14 protein-coding genes are annotated in these 14,637 nt (G+C 71.6%); 4 read left to right on the top strand and 10 right to left on the bottom strand.

The annotated features are described in order from the left end of the window. Nucleotides 1-31: 31 nt before the first annotated feature. Nucleotides 32-280, top strand: a complete 249-nt coding sequence (locus ACFYPH_RS11940; protein ID WP_354853781.1) for a hypothetical protein — start codon at nucleotides 32-34, stop codon at nucleotides 278-280. Nucleotides 281-384: 104 nt separating this feature from the next. Then, nucleotides 385-1,746 carry a hypothetical protein gene (locus ACFYPH_RS11935; protein WP_354853778.1) on the top strand — a complete coding sequence of 454 codons (1,362 nt, stop codon included), beginning with the start codon at nucleotides 385-387 and terminating at the stop codon, nucleotides 1,744-1,746. A 70-nt stretch (nucleotides 1,747-1,816) separates the two neighbouring features. Here ACFYPH_RS11935 and ccsB read toward each other — a convergent pair whose 3' ends face one another. From ccsB to hemL, 6 genes are read right to left on the bottom strand one after another with little or no spacing between them, the layout of a single operon-like run. After that, on the bottom strand, nucleotides 1,817-2,794 hold the full coding sequence (gene ccsB, locus ACFYPH_RS11930) for a c-type cytochrome biogenesis protein CcsB (RefSeq protein WP_387181165.1): 978 nt from the start codon (nucleotides 2,792-2,794) through the stop codon (nucleotides 1,817-1,819). Then, entirely contained in the window at nucleotides 2,794-4,449 is a 1,656-nt protein-coding gene (locus ACFYPH_RS11925) for a cytochrome c biogenesis protein ResB (protein ID WP_354853774.1), read from the bottom strand. Before ACFYPH_RS11925 ends, ccsB begins: the two co-directional genes overlap by 1 nt. Then, nucleotides 4,449-5,276, bottom strand: a complete 828-nt coding sequence (locus tag ACFYPH_RS11920) for a cytochrome c biogenesis CcdA family protein (protein ID WP_387181161.1) — start codon at nucleotides 5,274-5,276, stop codon at nucleotides 4,449-4,451. The genes ACFYPH_RS11925 and ACFYPH_RS11920 overlap by 1 nt, the downstream gene beginning before the upstream one ends. Next, a complete protein-coding gene (locus ACFYPH_RS11915) occupies nucleotides 5,276-5,845 on the bottom strand; it encodes a TlpA family protein disulfide reductase (RefSeq protein ID WP_387181158.1) in 570 nt (189 codons plus the stop codon). Before ACFYPH_RS11915 ends, ACFYPH_RS11920 begins: the two co-directional genes overlap by 1 nt. Next, nucleotides 5,845-6,492, bottom strand: a complete 648-nt coding sequence (locus ACFYPH_RS11910; protein WP_355064747.1) for a histidine phosphatase family protein — start codon at nucleotides 6,490-6,492, stop codon at nucleotides 5,845-5,847. The genes ACFYPH_RS11915 and ACFYPH_RS11910 overlap by 1 nt, the downstream gene beginning before the upstream one ends. Before the next feature lie 3 nt (nucleotides 6,493-6,495). Then, nucleotides 6,496-7,836 carry a glutamate-1-semialdehyde 2,1-aminomutase gene (hemL, locus tag ACFYPH_RS11905; protein ID WP_387181155.1) on the bottom strand — a complete coding sequence of 447 codons (1,341 nt, stop codon included), beginning with the start codon at nucleotides 7,834-7,836 and terminating at the stop codon, nucleotides 6,496-6,498. A 164-nt stretch (nucleotides 7,837-8,000) separates the two neighbouring features. Here hemL and ACFYPH_RS11900 point away from each other — a divergent pair, with 164 nt between their 5' ends. Continuing rightward, nucleotides 8,001-8,336, top strand: a complete 336-nt coding sequence (locus ACFYPH_RS11900; protein WP_272614785.1) for an STAS domain-containing protein — start codon at nucleotides 8,001-8,003, stop codon at nucleotides 8,334-8,336. A gap of 128 nt (nucleotides 8,337-8,464) precedes the next feature. Here the strand turns inward: ACFYPH_RS11900 and ACFYPH_RS11895 are convergent, their stop codons facing one another. Beyond that, the gene (locus ACFYPH_RS11895; protein WP_387181152.1) at nucleotides 8,465-10,078 is read right to left on the bottom strand and encodes an ABC transporter permease; all 1,614 of its coding nucleotides are present in this window, start codon (nucleotides 10,076-10,078) and stop codon (nucleotides 8,465-8,467) included. Further along, nucleotides 10,075-10,971 (bottom strand): ATP-binding cassette domain-containing protein, encoded by an 897-nt coding sequence (locus ACFYPH_RS11890; protein ID WP_387181149.1) that lies wholly within the window; start codon nucleotides 10,969-10,971, stop codon nucleotides 10,075-10,077. The genes ACFYPH_RS11895 and ACFYPH_RS11890 overlap by 4 nt, the downstream gene beginning before the upstream one ends. A gap of 92 nt (nucleotides 10,972-11,063) precedes the next feature. Between ACFYPH_RS11890 and ACFYPH_RS11885 the strand changes: the two genes are divergently transcribed. Next, nucleotides 11,064-11,561 carry a helix-turn-helix domain-containing protein gene (locus ACFYPH_RS11885; protein WP_363935215.1) on the top strand — a complete coding sequence of 166 codons (498 nt, stop codon included), beginning with the start codon at nucleotides 11,064-11,066 and terminating at the stop codon, nucleotides 11,559-11,561. A 9-nt stretch (nucleotides 11,562-11,570) separates the two neighbouring features. Here ACFYPH_RS11885 and ACFYPH_RS11880 read toward each other — a convergent pair whose 3' ends face one another. Both ACFYPH_RS11880 and ACFYPH_RS11875 read right to left on the bottom strand, forming a co-directional pair. Then, complete coding sequence (locus tag ACFYPH_RS11880) at nucleotides 11,571-12,125, bottom strand: response regulator (RefSeq protein ID WP_354853752.1); 555 nt, start codon at nucleotides 12,123-12,125, stop codon at nucleotides 11,571-11,573. Further along, nucleotides 12,122-14,637: ATP-binding protein (locus ACFYPH_RS11875; protein ID WP_387181146.1), on the bottom strand; the 2,516-nt coding region annotated here is incomplete at its 5' end. The genes ACFYPH_RS11875 and ACFYPH_RS11880, both read right to left, overlap by 4 nt.

Here is a 14,637-nt window from a genome sequence, read left to right as displayed (position 1 = left end):
GAACGGCCGGACCCCGGCGCAGGCTGGGGGCATGTCGGACGCGTACGTCGACGGCGACCCGGACGGGTTGTCGCCGCTGCTGGTCGAGCTGCGCGACACCATCGCCCGGGAGCTGCACGCGCAGGTGGCGCTGCGGGGCGAGCGGATCGGGCTGGCCGACCTGCCCGAGGTGTCCTATCAGGTCACCATCCAGGTCGAGCGGGCGTTGCGCCGCTGGCGACCCGGGCCGCCGCCACGCGGCGAGGCCCGTTCCGACGGTATTCAGGCTCCGATCGACTGATCGAGAACTGTCACAGGCGATCTCTAGGATCAGGGGTGCCGGTCGGGTCGGGTCGCAGCAGCCCCGGCTTCTACCGACCGGCTCATCCCTCACCAAGGAGATCGATGAGATCTGTGCACGTTACGCGTGGCAGGCTCCTGCGCGGTCTGAGCGCGCTGGTCGTGGCCACCACGGCGGTCGGCGTGGTGGCCGGTCCCGCTGCGGCCGCTGACGACCCCGGTTGGGTCAGCGGCTGGCTGGGGGACCTGACGGTCGGCGGCCCCGGTGCTCCCGCCCGGACGGTGCCGCTCACCCTGACCAGCACCGGGGCCACCCAGCCCCGGGTGACCATCGACCTGGCCGGCCTGGCCGGCGTGGCCACCGCCAGCTTCCCCGACTGGTGCGTCACCGAGGCCACCTCGGTCACCTGCCCGATGCCACCGAACGCCGTCGACGACTTCGGCACGCTCACCGGCACCGTGCCGGTGGTGTTCCGGGCCGCTCCCGGTGCCGCCGACGGCGTGACCGGCACGCTCGACTACACGGCATTCGGCGAGCAGACCGAGGCGTACACCCAGCAGGCGACGATCACCGTGCGGTCCGGGCCCGACCTGCTCGACATGGTCGACGAGTACGTCTCCGGCGTCGAGGTGGGCGACACGCGCCCCGTCCCGGTGGCCGTGGTCAACGCCGGTGACCAGCCGACCGTCGACCTGCGGCTCACCATGCGCTTCCCGGTGGGCCTGGTCCCGGCAAGCTACCGCAACTGCCGGTACGGCACCGACCAGGTGCTCGCCACCGTGGCCGTCTGCACCGTGCGCGGCACCTTCGCGCCCGGCCAGCGGCACGAGCTGCGCGGCGGGCTCGCCACCACTGTCGGCCCGGCCACCCTCGGCGACAAGCGGATCACGCAGATCGTGGAGCCGCTGGCCAGCGCCGGGCCGCTGCCCAGTGGTGTGAAACTCGCGCGCCGCGAGGCCGACCAGGCACTGCGGCTGCGCGCGGTCGGGCGGCCGCTCGGCGTGATCCCGGTCGAGGTGACCGGCGCTGGCGGGCAGACCTACCTGCGGAACGTCCAGGGCGCCTTCGACATCGTCGCCGAGGGCGCAACCGTCACCGGGGCCGTCGGTGACACCGTCCGGGTCACGGTGGGCCTCCGCAACGAGGGCCCCGGTGTCCCGGACGCCACCAACTCCGGTGACGGCGTCGGCGCCTTCCTCTTCGTGCCGCCGGCCGGCACCACAGTGCTCGCCAACCCGTCGGGCTGCTGGCTCAACGGCGACGATGAGACCGCCGGAGACGCCCCGACGACCTGGTACTGCAACGGGCCGGGGGCCGTGTTCCCGGCCGGGACGAGCCACACGGTCACCTTCGACCTGCGCATCGACAGCCTCACCGGAGCCGCCGGCGAGGTGCAGCCGTACGGCCGCTACCCGCGGGTTGACGACGACCCGAGCAACGACATCGCCCCGGTGACCGTGAGCTGACCAGGGCAACGACAGACGGCGGGCCGGTCACGGACGATTCCGTGGCCGGCCCGCGCGTCGTCGACCAGGGTCAGTTCAGCCCGCCGTACGAGTGCAGGCCGGTGAAGAAGATGTTCACGCCGAACAGGTTCATCAGCATGGTGAGGAAGCCGATCACCGCGATCCAGGTGGCCACGTTGCGCTTCACGCTGGGCGTGGCGCGAGCGTGCAGGTAGCCGGCGTAGACGACCCAGGAGATGAACGCCCAGGTCTCCTTCGGGTCCCAGCCCCACGGCCGGCCCCAGGCCGCCTCGGCCCAGATCGCGCCGGCGATGACCGCGAACGTGAAGATCGGGAACGCGAACGCGTGCAGCGCGAAGGTCAGCCGCTCCAGGCTGACCGCGCCCGGCAGCCGCTTCGCGAGGGTGTACGGGAAGCTCCGCTTGCCCTGCTCGTACCCGTTGCGCATCAGGAAGCCGACCGCCGGCACCGCGCCGAGCAGGAAGATGCCGGACGCGAAGACGATGGTCGAGACGTGGATGACGAACCAGTACGAGTTCAGGGCCGGCACCAGCGGCACGATCGGCACGTACAGGACCAGCTCGGCGGTGGCCACCAGCAGCACCATCACCAGGGTCAGGAACAGCCCGAGCTTGCGCAACGCCGGGCGCTTCCAGAGCACCACGAGCCAGGCCGCGACCCCGATGAACGTCACCGTGAGCACGAACTCGTACATGTTGCCCCACGGCATCCGGTCGGCGGCCAGACCCCGCGTGACAAGCGCCGCGAGGTGCAGCACGGCGGCCAACGCGGTGGCACCCACCGCGACCAGGCCGGCGATCCGGGCCCGACGCGCCGCGCCGTCGACCGTCGGCGGGACCGGCGCGGGCGGCTCCGGGATGACGCCACCGCCACCACCGACCCCCGCACCCACCAGCTCGCGGGCGGGCGACGCCACGGCGACCCGGGTACGCGCGTTGCCCAGCGCGTACTCGACGGCGTGACTGATCATCGCGATCAGGTACGTCAGGATCGCGAAGGTCACCAGATTGTCGGAGAGCGCGGACATCACTCGGTCCCTTCTCGCACACCGGCCCGGTCGCTGGAGTCAGCGTCGGTGCCGGCCCGCTCGGCAGCCCCGTCGGCACCGCTCACGGCGGTGACGAGCTGGGCGAACTCGTCGGCGAACCCTGGATAGTCGGTGCGCGGCAACCCACCGGCCTCCATCAAGCTACTACCGCCCGTCGGAGATCCATCCGCCGGGTCGGCCGGTGCCACCCGGAAGAACACCCGGCGGCGCCTACCGAAAAGCGAGCCCATCAGCCCGACCAGCAGGGCGCCGCAGCTCACCAGCAGCGGCGTCGAGCCGGGGTCGTGCCGGACGGAGAGCGTCACGTACCGCTCGGTGCCCAGGAACTCGACGGTCGTGCCGTCGTCAAGCGTCCACTTCTCGCCCTTGCGCAGCAGCTTGCTGCCGATCTCCTTGACCTTGCCGTTGCGCACCTGCCGCTGGTCGAGCTGGTAGACCGAGCCGGGGATGCCGGCGTCCAGGCCGAGGTTGCCCCGGTAGGCGACCAGGTTCAGCGCCGGGTTGCGCTCGGTCGGGTACTCGGAGCGGACGAACGGGGCCTGCTGCGGCGCGGTGGGCAGGTAGATGCCGGTGAACGCCATCTGCTCACCCGGTGTCCGCTTGCCGGTGGCCGGGTCGACGTTCGCGTCCGGGAAGGCCGCCAGCCCCTCGCTGGTCAGGCCCATGTCGCCGGTGGTCAGGAACGGCTCGTCACTGACCTGGCTGTTGCCGAACCGGTCGGTGTAGCGGATCACCGGGGCGTACCCGTGGCCGAGCAGGTAGACGCTCGCGTCGGCGAGTCGCAGCGGTGAGTTCACCGAGAAGTCCGCGCTGCGGGTCGGCTCGTCCGGGCCGTCGACGGTCACCCGGGCGTTGAAGAACTCCGGCTGGCCGGACGGCAGGAACCGGGCCTGGAAGTCGTCCAGCCGCAGGCAGAAGCGGGGCAGGTCCGCGCTGTCGACGCGGGGGCCGAGCTTGGCCTCGGCGTACTGCTGGCGGGTGTTGCAGAACGCGTTGTCCGCGCCCGCCACGAGCAGCCGGTTGCCGCTCCAGCCGTACCACGAGCCGAGCGCGACACCGATCAGCACCGCGATCAGCGAGGTGTGGAACAGCAGGTTGCCGGTCTCCTTGAGGTAGCCCTTCTCGGCGGAGACCTCGTCGCCGCGGACCTCGACCCGCCAGCGTCGCTTGCGCAGCACCTCGGCGACGGCGGCCGCGCCACCGGCTGGGGCGGGCAGTACGGCGTGCTGCGGCAGCCGCGCCAACTGCTTCGGCGCGGCCGGTGGCCGGGACCGCAGCGCCCGGACGTGGTCGCGCAGCCGGGGCGTGATGCAGCCGATCAGCGACGTGAACAGCAGCAGGTAGATCGCGGAGAACCAGACCGAACCGAAGACCTCGAACGCCCCGATCCGGTCCAGTCGGGGGGCCCAGTCCGGGTGGTCGGTGAAGTACTGGTTGACCTTCTCCGGGCTGATCCCCCGCTGCGGCAGCACCGAACCGGGGATCGCGGCGATGGCCAGCAGGAAGAGCAGGATCAGCGCCGTACGCATGCTGGTGAGCTGCCGCCACGAGTTGCGCAGCAGGGCCAGCAGCCGATTGGGCCGGCGCCGGGGCGCCGGAGCCACGGTCTCCGGTCGGTCGTCGACGACCGTCATCAGATGCTCACCTCGCCCACCCCGACGGTGGTCTGCAACCAGATCACGAAGCTCTGCCATCCGCCGGTGACCAGCGCCAGGCCGATCAGGATGAGCAGGGCGCCGCCGACCCGGGTGACCCAGCGGCTGTTGCGCCGGATGGCGCGGAAGACCCCGAGCAGGCGCTGGAAGCCCAGCCCGAAGACGACGAACGGTATCCCCAACCCGAGGCAGTACGCCACGGCGAGCACCACGGCGCGGTCGCTCTGACCGCTGCTGGCGGCCATGCCCATCACCGCGCCGAGGGTCGGACCGGTGCACGGCACCCAACTGAGCGCGAAGACCGCGCCGAACACGGGTGCGCCGAGCAGGCCGGCCGACGGCAGCCGGGAGATCCGGAACTCACGTTGCAGGGCGGGAATCATGCCGAGGTAGCCCAGGCCGAGCACGATGATCAGCGCGCCGATGCCGATCTGCAGTTCGCGCTTGTAGTCGAAGAAGACCCGACCGATGCCGGCGAACAGGATCGCGGTGGCGACGAAGACGACCGTGAAGCCGGCGATGAAGAGCAGGGTGCCGGCGAGCACCCGCCCCTTGACCGCCGCCGACGGTGCCGTCCGCTCCCGGACCGCGACACCCCCGCCGGTGGTCTCGGCGGGCGCGGGGGCCGTCGCCGGGCGGCGGCCCTCCAGGTCGGCGCCGGCCAGACCGGTGACGTACGACAGGTAGCCGGGGACCAGCGGGAGCACGCACGGGGAGAGGAAGCTGACCAGGCCGGCGAGCGCCGCCGCGCCGATGGCGAGCACCAGCGGCCCGCTCTGGGCCAACTCCCTGAAGGTCTCACCCATCAGTTCGGCGCCGGCTTCTCGGCCGCGACCCGCTCGACGATCGGTTGCAGGCCCTCCTGCTTGACGGCGGCGCGGATCACCACCGCGACCCTGCCCTCCCGGTCGAGCACCACGGTCGCCGGGACGGTGTTCGGCGGGATGTCCAGGTCGAGCGCCAGACGGCTGGACGGGTCGAACAGGCTCGGATAGGTGACCCGGCCCTCCTCGAACGCCTTGGCCTTGTCCCGCTGGTCCTGCACGTTGATGCCGAGGAAGCCCACCCCGGAGCCCTTGGTGGCCTGGTAGGTGGCTTCCAGGTCGTCGGCCTCGGCGCGGCACGGCGCGCACCAGGAGCCCCAGAAGTTGACCACCACGACCTGCCCGCGGGCCGCACTCACGTCGTAGGTGCCGCCGGTGAGCAGCTCACCGGCGAGCTTCGGAGGGGCCGAACGCTGGTCCGGTGCGCACTCGATGATGCCGTCGGAGGTGGTCGAGCAGGTCTTCTCCTGCCCCTTCGACGACGTGCAGCCCACCAGCGCCACCGCGGTGACGGCGGCGAGCAGACCGGCGGTCCACCTCCGGGCGGTCATCAGGCCCCCTTGGCCGTCCGGGCTGTCGCGGAGAGGGCGATGAGGTGCGCGGCCGGCTCGCTGTAGCCGATGCCCACCACCTTCGCGCCGTCGAAGTGGAACGAGGTGAGGCTCGCCAGCCCGCACTGCCGCTTGCGCGGGTCGTGCCAGAGCCGCTTGCGCTCGACGTAGCGGCGCAGCGTCCAGATCGGGAGCTGGTGGGACACCAGCACCGCCTCGCGGCCCTCGGCGGCAACGCGGGCGGCGTGCACGGCGGCGAACATCCGCTCGGCGATCACCCGGTACGCCTCACCCCAGGACGGCGTCACCGGGTCGCGTAGCACCCACCAGTTGCGCGGGTCGCGGAACGACCCGTCACCCGGGGAGACCTTCTTGCCCTCGAACCAGTTGGCGCTCTCGATCAGCCGCTCGTCCACCCCGACCGGCAGCCCGAACTGGGCGGCGATCGGCTCGGCGGTCTGCTGGGCGCGCTCCAGCGGACTGGCCACCACGTGCACGACCTCCCGATCGGCCAGCCCCTGCGCGGCCGCCTTGGCCATCTGCACGCCCAGCTCGGACAGGCGGAAACCTGGCAGCCGCCCGTACAGGATCTGGTCGGGATTGTGCACCTCACCGTGCCGGAGCACGTGGACCACCGTCTTGCTCACCGTTTACGACCCTCCGTGACCAGCCGCCGCCGCCGCGTTCGCCGCCGTCGGCAGCGCTGCGGCGATGTGCTCCAGAGCGGCGTCGTCGAGCACCGCCGACACGAACCACGACTCGAACGCGCTCGGCGGCAGGTAGACGCCGGCGGCGAGCATCGCGTGGAAGAACGCCTTGAACGCCGGCACCTGCTGGGTGCGGGCACTGTCGTAATCGACGACATCGGCATCGGTGAAGAAGATCGAGAACATGCTGCCCGCGTACGACAAACGGTGCGGGACCCCGGCGGCGGCCAGCGCGTCGGACGCGAGCTTGCCCACGACGGCGGCCGTGTCGTCGAGCTTGCGGTACAGCGCGTCGTCGGCCAGCCGCAGGGTGGCCAGGCCTGCGGCGCAGGCCAGCGGGTTACCGGAGAGCGTGCCGGCCTGGTAGACCGGGCCGGCCGGCGCGAGACGCGCCATGATGTCCGCGCGCCCGCCGAAGGCCGCCGCGGGCAGCCCACCACCCATGACCTTGCCGTACGTCCACAGGTCGGCGTCGGAGGCGTCGAGGCCGTGCCACCCGGCGCGGGAGACCCGGAACCCGGTCATCACCTCGTCGACCACGAGCAGCGCGCCGTGTGCGTGCGCGATCCGGGCGAGCTGCTGATTGAACCCGTCGCGGGGGGCCACCACGCCCATGTTGCCGGCGGCGGCCTCGGTGATCACCGCGGCGATGTGCGGGCCCTCGGCGGCGAACGCCTCCTCGACGGCCCGGATGTCGTTGTACGGCAGGACGATCGTCTCGCTGGCCGCCGCGCCGGTCACGCCGGGCGAGTCGGGCAGGCCGAGCGTCGCCACGCCGGAGCCGGCGGAGGCGAGCAGCGCGTCGACATGGCCGTGGTAGCAGCCGGCGAACTTGACGATCTTGGAACGGCCGGTGAAGCCGCGAGCCAGCCGGATCGCCGACATGGTGGCCTCGGTGCCGGAGTTGACCAGGCGCACCTGCTCCACAGGCGTCCGGTCGACGATCTCGGCGGCCAGCTCCACCTCACCCGGGGTGGGCGTGCCGAAGCTGGTGCCCCGAGCGGCGGCGGCCTGCACGGCCTCCACCACCTCCGGGTGGGCGTGCCCGAGGATCAGCGGACCCCAGGAGCAGACCAGGTCGACGTAGCGGCGACCGTCGGCGTCGTACAGCCACGGGCCCTCGCCACGGACCATGAAACGCGGGGTGCCGCCGACCGCCTGGAAGGCGCGCACGGGGGAGTTCACCCCGCCCGGCACGATGGCGCGGGCGCGGTCGAACAGGGCCTCGGAAGCCGGCGCGTTGGCCGGGTAACGGCCAGATCCGGCGGAAACGATGTCGGTCACGATGCCGCCATTGTGTCAGCGACGGACGGTCAACCAGCAGCCACCCCGGGCCGGGGTTACCAGGCTCACCCGCTGCCGGCACCCGTCACCAGCCCCGACACAGGCCGGCCAGCGGCTCTCGGCCTCAACAGGCCGGGTCGGCTGGATCGCGCTAGGCTGACCGGGTGGATCGTGCCGAACTGTCCATCACGCTACACCGGACGGGCGACGAAGCAGTGCTGCGCCTGGCCGGTGAGATCGACATGCTCACGGCCGCCCAGCTCAGCACCGTCGTCAACGAGGTGCTGGCCGACCCGCCCCCGCGGATCGTGCTCGACCTCGGCGGCGTCACCTTCTGCGACTCGCAGGGCCTGGGCACGCTCGTGGTGCTCAGCCGCAAGGCCAGTCACGCGCAGAGCCTGCTGATGCTCACCCACGTCGGCGAGTTCCTGATCCGCGTCCTGGACATCACCGGCCTGCGCAGCGCCCTGATGATCCGCAACGACCAACCCACCGGCTGACCCCCACCCCACCCCACCCCCGGCCTGGGTCCCGGCCGCCTCCAGCGTTGATCATGAAGTTATTGCCAATCTCCGTCCCATTTGTCGGCAATAACTTCATGATCAACGCGGTTCCAGGGGGCCGGGGGTTACTGGGTGGGGATGTCGCGGGTTTGGAAGGTGCGTAGGGCCAGGGCCAGGAGGGCTGCCGTGATCACCGTCAGGGCCGCCAGGGGGGTGGCCGTCCAGTTGTCGCCCAGGACCTGGGGGGTGTGCGTGAACGGGGAGACGTCCAGCGCCCACTGGCTCAGCTTCAGCACCGCGCCGAGCTGACCGAGCAGCAGGCAGCCGGCGAGAACGGCCCAGGCCGCCGCGGAGAACCGGGGCAGCCAGCCCACCAGCAGCGCGGCGAGCCCGGCGAGCACCCACACCGCCGGCACCTGGGCCAGCCCCGCGCCGAGCAGCCGGGGCAGCTCACCACCGACGTCGCCCACGCTGAGGCCGTACGACAGCCCGGTCGCGAGCCCCGCCACGGCCAGCACCACCACCGGGCCGAGCAGCGCGAAGAGCAGGTGCGCCGCCAGCCAGCGGGACCGGCTCACCGCCGTGGCGAGCAGCGGTTCGGCCCGCCCGGCGGTCTCCTCGGCCCGCGCCCGCAGCGCCGCCTGGATGCCGTACCCGGCGGCGGCCAGCGCGGTCAGGCTCAACGAGCTTCCGAGGTACGCCTCGGCCAGGGCCGAGGTGCCGCCCAGACGGGCCAGGATCTCGGCGAACTGCTGGTTGCCCTGCACCGCGTCGCCGGCCGCGTCCGCCGCGCCGCCCAGCACCAGACCGAGCAGCCCGAAGCCGACCGTCCAGCCGAGCAACGGGCCCCGGTGCAGTCGCCAGGCCAGCCCGAACGGGCCGGCCAGCCGCGGACCGGCGGTGGCCGGGCCGAGCCGCGGCGGCAGCACCCCCGCGCCGAGGTCCCGGCGCACCGAGACGGGGTACGCGACGAGCGCGACCACCGCGGCGAACAGCACCGGCAGCAGCAGCACCCACCAGTGGTCACCGGCGAAGGCCCGCCCCCGGGGCGCCCAGCCCAGCGGCGAGACCCAGCTCAGCCATTCGGTCTTTCCACCGGTGCCGCCGGACCCTCCGGCGTCGCCCGCCAGCCGCAGCACGAAGGCCAACCCGAGCACCCCCAGGGCGATGCCGCGCGCGCCGCCGGCGCTCTCGGTGAGCTGTGCGGCCAGACCGCCGACCGTGGCGAAGGCGACGCCGGTGAGCGCCAAGCCGGCACCGAAGAGCAGCGAACCCGCGCCGGGCAGACCCGCGGCGACCAGGCCACCGGCGGTGAGCAGGCCGAGCAGCACATTCGCGGCGTACGTCACCAGCAGCGCCGCGGTCAGACCGGCGTACCGGCCGAGGACCGTCGCGCCGAGCAACTCCCGCCGGCCGGCCTCCTCCTCGGTGCGGGTGTGCCGCACCACCGTCAGCAGGCTGGCCAACGCGGCGAACAACATCAGCAGGCCGGCCCGCTGGACGGTGAGCGCGCCGACGCTGTCGCCGAACACCGGGCCGAGCAGCGCGACGATCGACGGGTTGCTCGCCGTGCTCGCCACGTACGCGGCCCGCTCGGCGGCGGTCGGGTACAGCTCGGCGTACGTGCCGGCGTAGCTGGCCGGCAGCACGGCCAGCAGGAGGATCCAGATCGGCAGCACGACGCGGTCCCGCCGCAGGATCAGCCGCACCAGGTGCCGGGTGCCGGTGAGGGCGGTCATGACCGCACCTGCTCGGCCTGGTAGTGCCGCAGGAACAGCTCCTCCAGCGTGGGCGGTTGGCTGGTCAGGCTGCGTACGCCGATCTCGGTGAGCCGACGCAGCGCGGCGTCCAGCGCGGCGTTCTCCACGTCGAAGCGCACCCGCTGCCCGTCCACCCGCAGGTCGTGTACCCCGCCGAGCTGACCCAGCCCGTCCACCGGGCCGGTCACTTCGGCCTCGATCGAGGTGCGTCGCAGGTGCCGAAGCTCGCTCAGGGTGCCGGTCTCCACGTCCCGCCCGTTGCGGATGATCGTCACCCGCTCACAGAGCGCCTCCACCTCGGCCAGGATGTGGCTGGAGAGCAGCACGGTGCGACCGTCGGCCTTGGCCCGGCGCACCCAGTGCTGGAAGACCTCCTCCATGAGCGGGTCCAGGCCGGAGGTCGGCTCGTCCAGGATGAGCAGTTCGACGTCCGACGCGAGGGCGGCCACCAGGCCGACCTTCTGCCGGTTGCCCTTGGAGTACGCCCGGCCCTTCTTGCGGGGGTCCAACTCGAAGGAGTCGAGCAGTTCGGCTCGGCGGGCCGGGTCGAGGCCGCCGCGCATCCGGCCGAGCAGGTCGATGACCTCGCCGCCGGAGAGGTTGGGCCAGAGCGTCACATCGCCTGGCACGTACGCCAGCCGGCGGTGCAGGGCCACCGCGTCGCGCCACGGGTCACCGCCGAGCAGTCGGACGTCCCCCGCGTCCGTCCGCAGCAGGCCGAGCAGGGCCCGGATGGCGGTCGACTTGCCGGCGCCGTTCGGGCCGAGGAAGCCGTGCACCTCGCCGGCGCGGACGGTCAAATCGAGACCGTCCAGCGCCCGGGTCCGGCCGAAGGTCTTGACCAGGCCGGACACCTCAATCGGAGTTTCCATATCTCGGAAGCTACACTCGTTTCACAAAGTTGTGAAGACAGTGAGAGTCGGTGCACCATCGGTGCCCACGAACCGCGCAGGGAGGGACCGCCATGGCAGCCGACGACGGCCACGACCCCGTGCACCTCTTCGTCGAACGGATGGCCCTCACGTTCGCCGAGGTCGGCTTCCCACGGATGGCCGCCCGGGTGTTGTTCACCGTGATGAGCGCCGACGACCCCCTGACGGCCGCCGAGATCGGCGAGCGGCTCGGGGTCAGCGCGGCGGCGGTCAGCGGCGCGGTCCGCTATCTCACCCAGTTCGGCATGCTGATCCGCGAGCCCGTCCCCCGGTCCCGCCGCGATCGCTACCGGATGCCGGACAACCCCTGGTACGAGGGGACCATCACCAAGACCGCGATCTACAAGACGTTCATCGACGTGGCCAGCTCCGGGGTGGACGCCCTCAACGGCCCGCAGACGCCGGCCGGCGAACGGGTGGCCGAGATGCGCGACTTCTTCATCTTCGTGCAGGAGGAAATCGACTCGCTGGGCGAGCGCTGGCGGATCCGCCGGGCCCAGACCGGCCATCTGCGCCCCGGCGACGGCTGACCGGCCGGGTCAGGCCGAGCTGCCCCAGCGGGCCTGCTCCAGCAGCTCCACCGCACGGCCCCGCGACTCCTGGTCGTCGGAGCGGAGCAGCGTGGTCGCCTCGTCGACCGCGTCGGTGAGCCGCCGCCACTGCGTGTCGCGCTCCCGAACCAGGTCCGACTGGGCGGCCAACTGCCGGGTCTTCACCCACAGCTCGACGAAGACCGACACCTTGGCCCGCAGCACCCACGGGTCGAACGGCTTGGTCAGGTAGTCCACCGCACCCACCTGATAGCCGCGGAGCGCGAGCTGGGCGTCCCGGTCGGCGGCGGTGAGGAAGATGATCGGCACGTGCCGGGTCCGCTCCCGGCGCTTGATGTGGCTGGCCGTCTCGAAGCCGTCCATGTCCGGCATCTGCGCGTCCAACAGGATCACCGCGAAGTCGTCCACCAGCAGCTGCTTGAGCGCCGCCTCGCCGCTCTCCACAGCCACCGACTGAACCGGCAGGCCCTGGAGGATCGCCTCCAGCGCCATCAGATTCTCGCGGCGGTCGTCCACGAGCAGCGCCTTGGCCATCTGGGTCACGAAGTCTCCTCGGTCCGGCCGCCGCTGATCCAGGACGACATCAACTCGATCAGGTCATCCAGGTCGACCGGCTTGGTGATGTAGTCGCTTCCTCCGGCCGCGAGCGCGGACTCGCGGTCACCCGGCATCGCCTTCGCGGTCAGGAAGACGACCGGAAGGTCGGCGAACCGGTGGTTACGGCGGATCTGGCGGGTCGTCTCGTATCCGTCCTGGTCCGGCATCATGGCGTCCATCAGCACGATGTCCACCTCCGGGTGCTCGGCCAACAGGCGGACGCCGTCCGCCCCGTTGTCCGAGTACAGCACGGTCATGCCGTGCAGCTCCAACGCGCTGGTCAGAGCGAAGACGTTGCGGACGTCGTCGTCCACGATCAGCACGGTGGCGCCGTCCAGCTGACGGGTGGCCGGCGCCTCCGGCCGCGCCGGCAGGAGCTCCAGCGGCGGCATCAGCAGCGACGACGGCAGGCCGGCACGCTGCGGTGACGGCGGCTGGGGCGCGACCACCGCGTCCGGAGCGAGGACCTGCGGCACGAACAACGTGAACGTCGAACCCTGCCCGGGCGCCGACGACACCGTGATGGTGCCACCGATCAGCCGGGCCAGGTCACGGCTGATCGACAGCCCCAGGCCGGTGCCGCCGTAGCGGCGGCTGGTCGTGCCGTCCGCCTGCTGGAACGCCTCGAAGATGATCGACAGCTTGTCGTCGGAGATGCCGATGCCGGTGTCGATCACCGTGAAGGCGATCACCTGCTGGGCGTTGGTCAGCGCCGGCACGTCGAAGACCGCGTTCTCGGCCGCCGGGGCGATCCGCAACGTCACCGCGCCGTTGTCGGTGAACTTCACCGCGTTCGAGAGCAGGTTGCGCAGGATCTGCTGCAACCGCTGCGCGTCGGTGACCAACGCCGGCGGCAGATCCTTGCTGACCCGTACCTGGAAGTCGAGGTTCTTCTCCTCGGCCTGCGGCGCGAACGCCTGCTCGACGTAGCCGCGGATCTCCGCGAAGCGGATCTCGGTGGGCTCGACGTCCATCCGGCCGGCCTCGATCTTGGACAGGTCCAGGATGTCGTCGATCAGCGAGAGCAGGTCCGAGCCGGCACTGTGGATGGTCCGGGCGAACTCGATCTGCTTCGGGTTGAGGTTCTGCTCCGAGTTCTCCGCCAGCAGCCGGGCCAGCAACAGCAGCGAGTTCAGCGGCGTACGCAGCTCGTGGCTCATGTTGGCCAGGAACTCCGACTTGTACGCCGAGGCCCGCGTGAGCTGCTGCGCCTTCTCCTCCAGGCCGAGCCGGGCCAACTCGATCTCCCGGTTCTTGGTCTCGATGTTGCCCTTCTGCTCGGAGAGCAGGGTGGCCTTCTCCTCCAGCTCGGCGTTGGTGCGCTGCAACTCCGCCGACTGCTCCTGCAACTCGTGCGCGAGTCGCTGCGACTGGGCCAGCAGCTCCTCCGTACGCCGGTTGGCCTGGATGGTGTTGACCGCGATGCCGATGGTGAGCACCAGCCGCTCCAGGAACGACAGGTGCAGCTCGGAGAAGGCGGCCACGCTGGCGAACTCGATCACCCCGAGCAGCTCCCCCTCGAACAGCACGGGGAGCACCACCAGGTCGGACGGGGGCGTCTCCGCCAGGCCGGAGCGCAGCGTGAGGCGGCTGTTCGGGGAGGCGCTGACCCGGATCGTCCGGCGCGAGAGGGCGGTCTGGCCGACCAGCCCCTCACCCGGCCCGAAGGTGACGTCGTGCCCGCGGGCCACGTACCCGTACGACGAGGTCAACCGCAGCCGCATGCTGCCGTCGGTGTCGTCGGCCAGGAAGAAGGCGCCGAGCTGGGCGTCGACCAGCGGGGTCACCTCGGTCATGATCATGCGGCAGACCTCGACCAGGTCCCGCTGGCCCTGCAACAGGCCGCCGATGCGGGCCAGGTTCGAGTCCAGCCAGCCCTGCTCGGCGTTCTTCTTGGTCGTCTCCCGGAGGGTGACGATCATCTGGTTGATGTTGTCCTTCAGCTCGGCGACCTCGCCCTGCGCCTTGACCGCGATCCGCTGGGTCAGGTCGCCGCGGGTCACCGACGTGGACACCTGGGCGATGGCCCGCAGCTGGGTGGTCAGCGTCGAGGCGAGCTGGTTGACGTTCTCGGTGAGGTCGCGCCAGGTGCCGGAGACGCCCTTGACCTGCGCCTGACCGCCCAGCTTGCCCTCAATGCCGACCTCGCGGGCCACCCGGGTCACCTCGTCGGCGAACGACGAGAGCTGGTCCACCATCGTGTTGACCGTCGACTTCAGCTCCAGGATCTCGCCCTGCGCGTCCACGGTGATCTTCTGGCTCAGGTCGCCCTTCGCCACTGCGGTGGTCACCGAGGCGATGTTGCGGACCTGGCTGGTCAGGTTCGACGCCATCGAGTTCACGTTGTCGGTCAGATCCCGCCACGTACCGCTGACGCCCTTCACCTGGGCCTGACCGCCGAGCTTGCCCTCGGTGCCCACCTCACGGGCCACCCGGGTCACCTCGTCGGCGAACGACG

The organism is Micromonospora sp. NPDC005252 (assembly GCF_042872475.1).
Classification (GTDB): Bacteria; Actinomycetota; Actinomycetes; order Mycobacteriales; family Micromonosporaceae; genus Micromonospora.
Note: the sequence above shows the minus strand (reverse complement) of the source record. Positions and strands in the feature narration are given on the sequence as shown.

What these genes read in the sequence shown, in the direction of transcription:
- ACFYPH_RS11940 (WP_354853781.1), top strand. Translation starts at nt 32, where the DNA reads ATGTCGGACGCGTACGTCGACGGCGACCCGGACGGGTTGTCGCCGCTG.
- ACFYPH_RS11935 (WP_354853778.1), top strand. Translation starts at nt 385, where the DNA reads ATGAGATCTGTGCACGTTACGCGTGGCAGGCTCCTGCGCGGTCTGAGC.
- ccsB (WP_387181165.1), bottom strand. Translation starts at nt 2,794, where the DNA reads ATGTCCGCGCTCTCCGACAATCTGGTGACCTTCGCGATCCTGACGTAC.
- ACFYPH_RS11925 (WP_354853774.1), bottom strand. Translation starts at nt 4,449, where the DNA reads ATGACGGTCGTCGACGACCGACCGGAGACCGTGGCTCCGGCGCCCCGG.
- ACFYPH_RS11920 (WP_387181161.1), bottom strand. Translation starts at nt 5,276, where the DNA reads ATGGGTGAGACCTTCAGGGAGTTGGCCCAGAGCGGGCCGCTGGTGCTC.
- ACFYPH_RS11915 (WP_387181158.1), bottom strand. Translation starts at nt 5,845, where the DNA reads ATGACCGCCCGGAGGTGGACCGCCGGTCTGCTCGCCGCCGTCACCGCG.
- ACFYPH_RS11895 (WP_387181152.1), bottom strand. Translation starts at nt 10,078, where the DNA reads ATGACCGCCCTCACCGGCACCCGGCACCTGGTGCGGCTGATCCTGCGG.
- ACFYPH_RS11890 (WP_387181149.1), bottom strand. Translation starts at nt 10,971, where the DNA reads ATGGAAACTCCGATTGAGGTGTCCGGCCTGGTCAAGACCTTCGGCCGG.
- ACFYPH_RS11885 (WP_363935215.1), top strand. Translation starts at nt 11,064, where the DNA reads ATGGCAGCCGACGACGGCCACGACCCCGTGCACCTCTTCGTCGAACGG.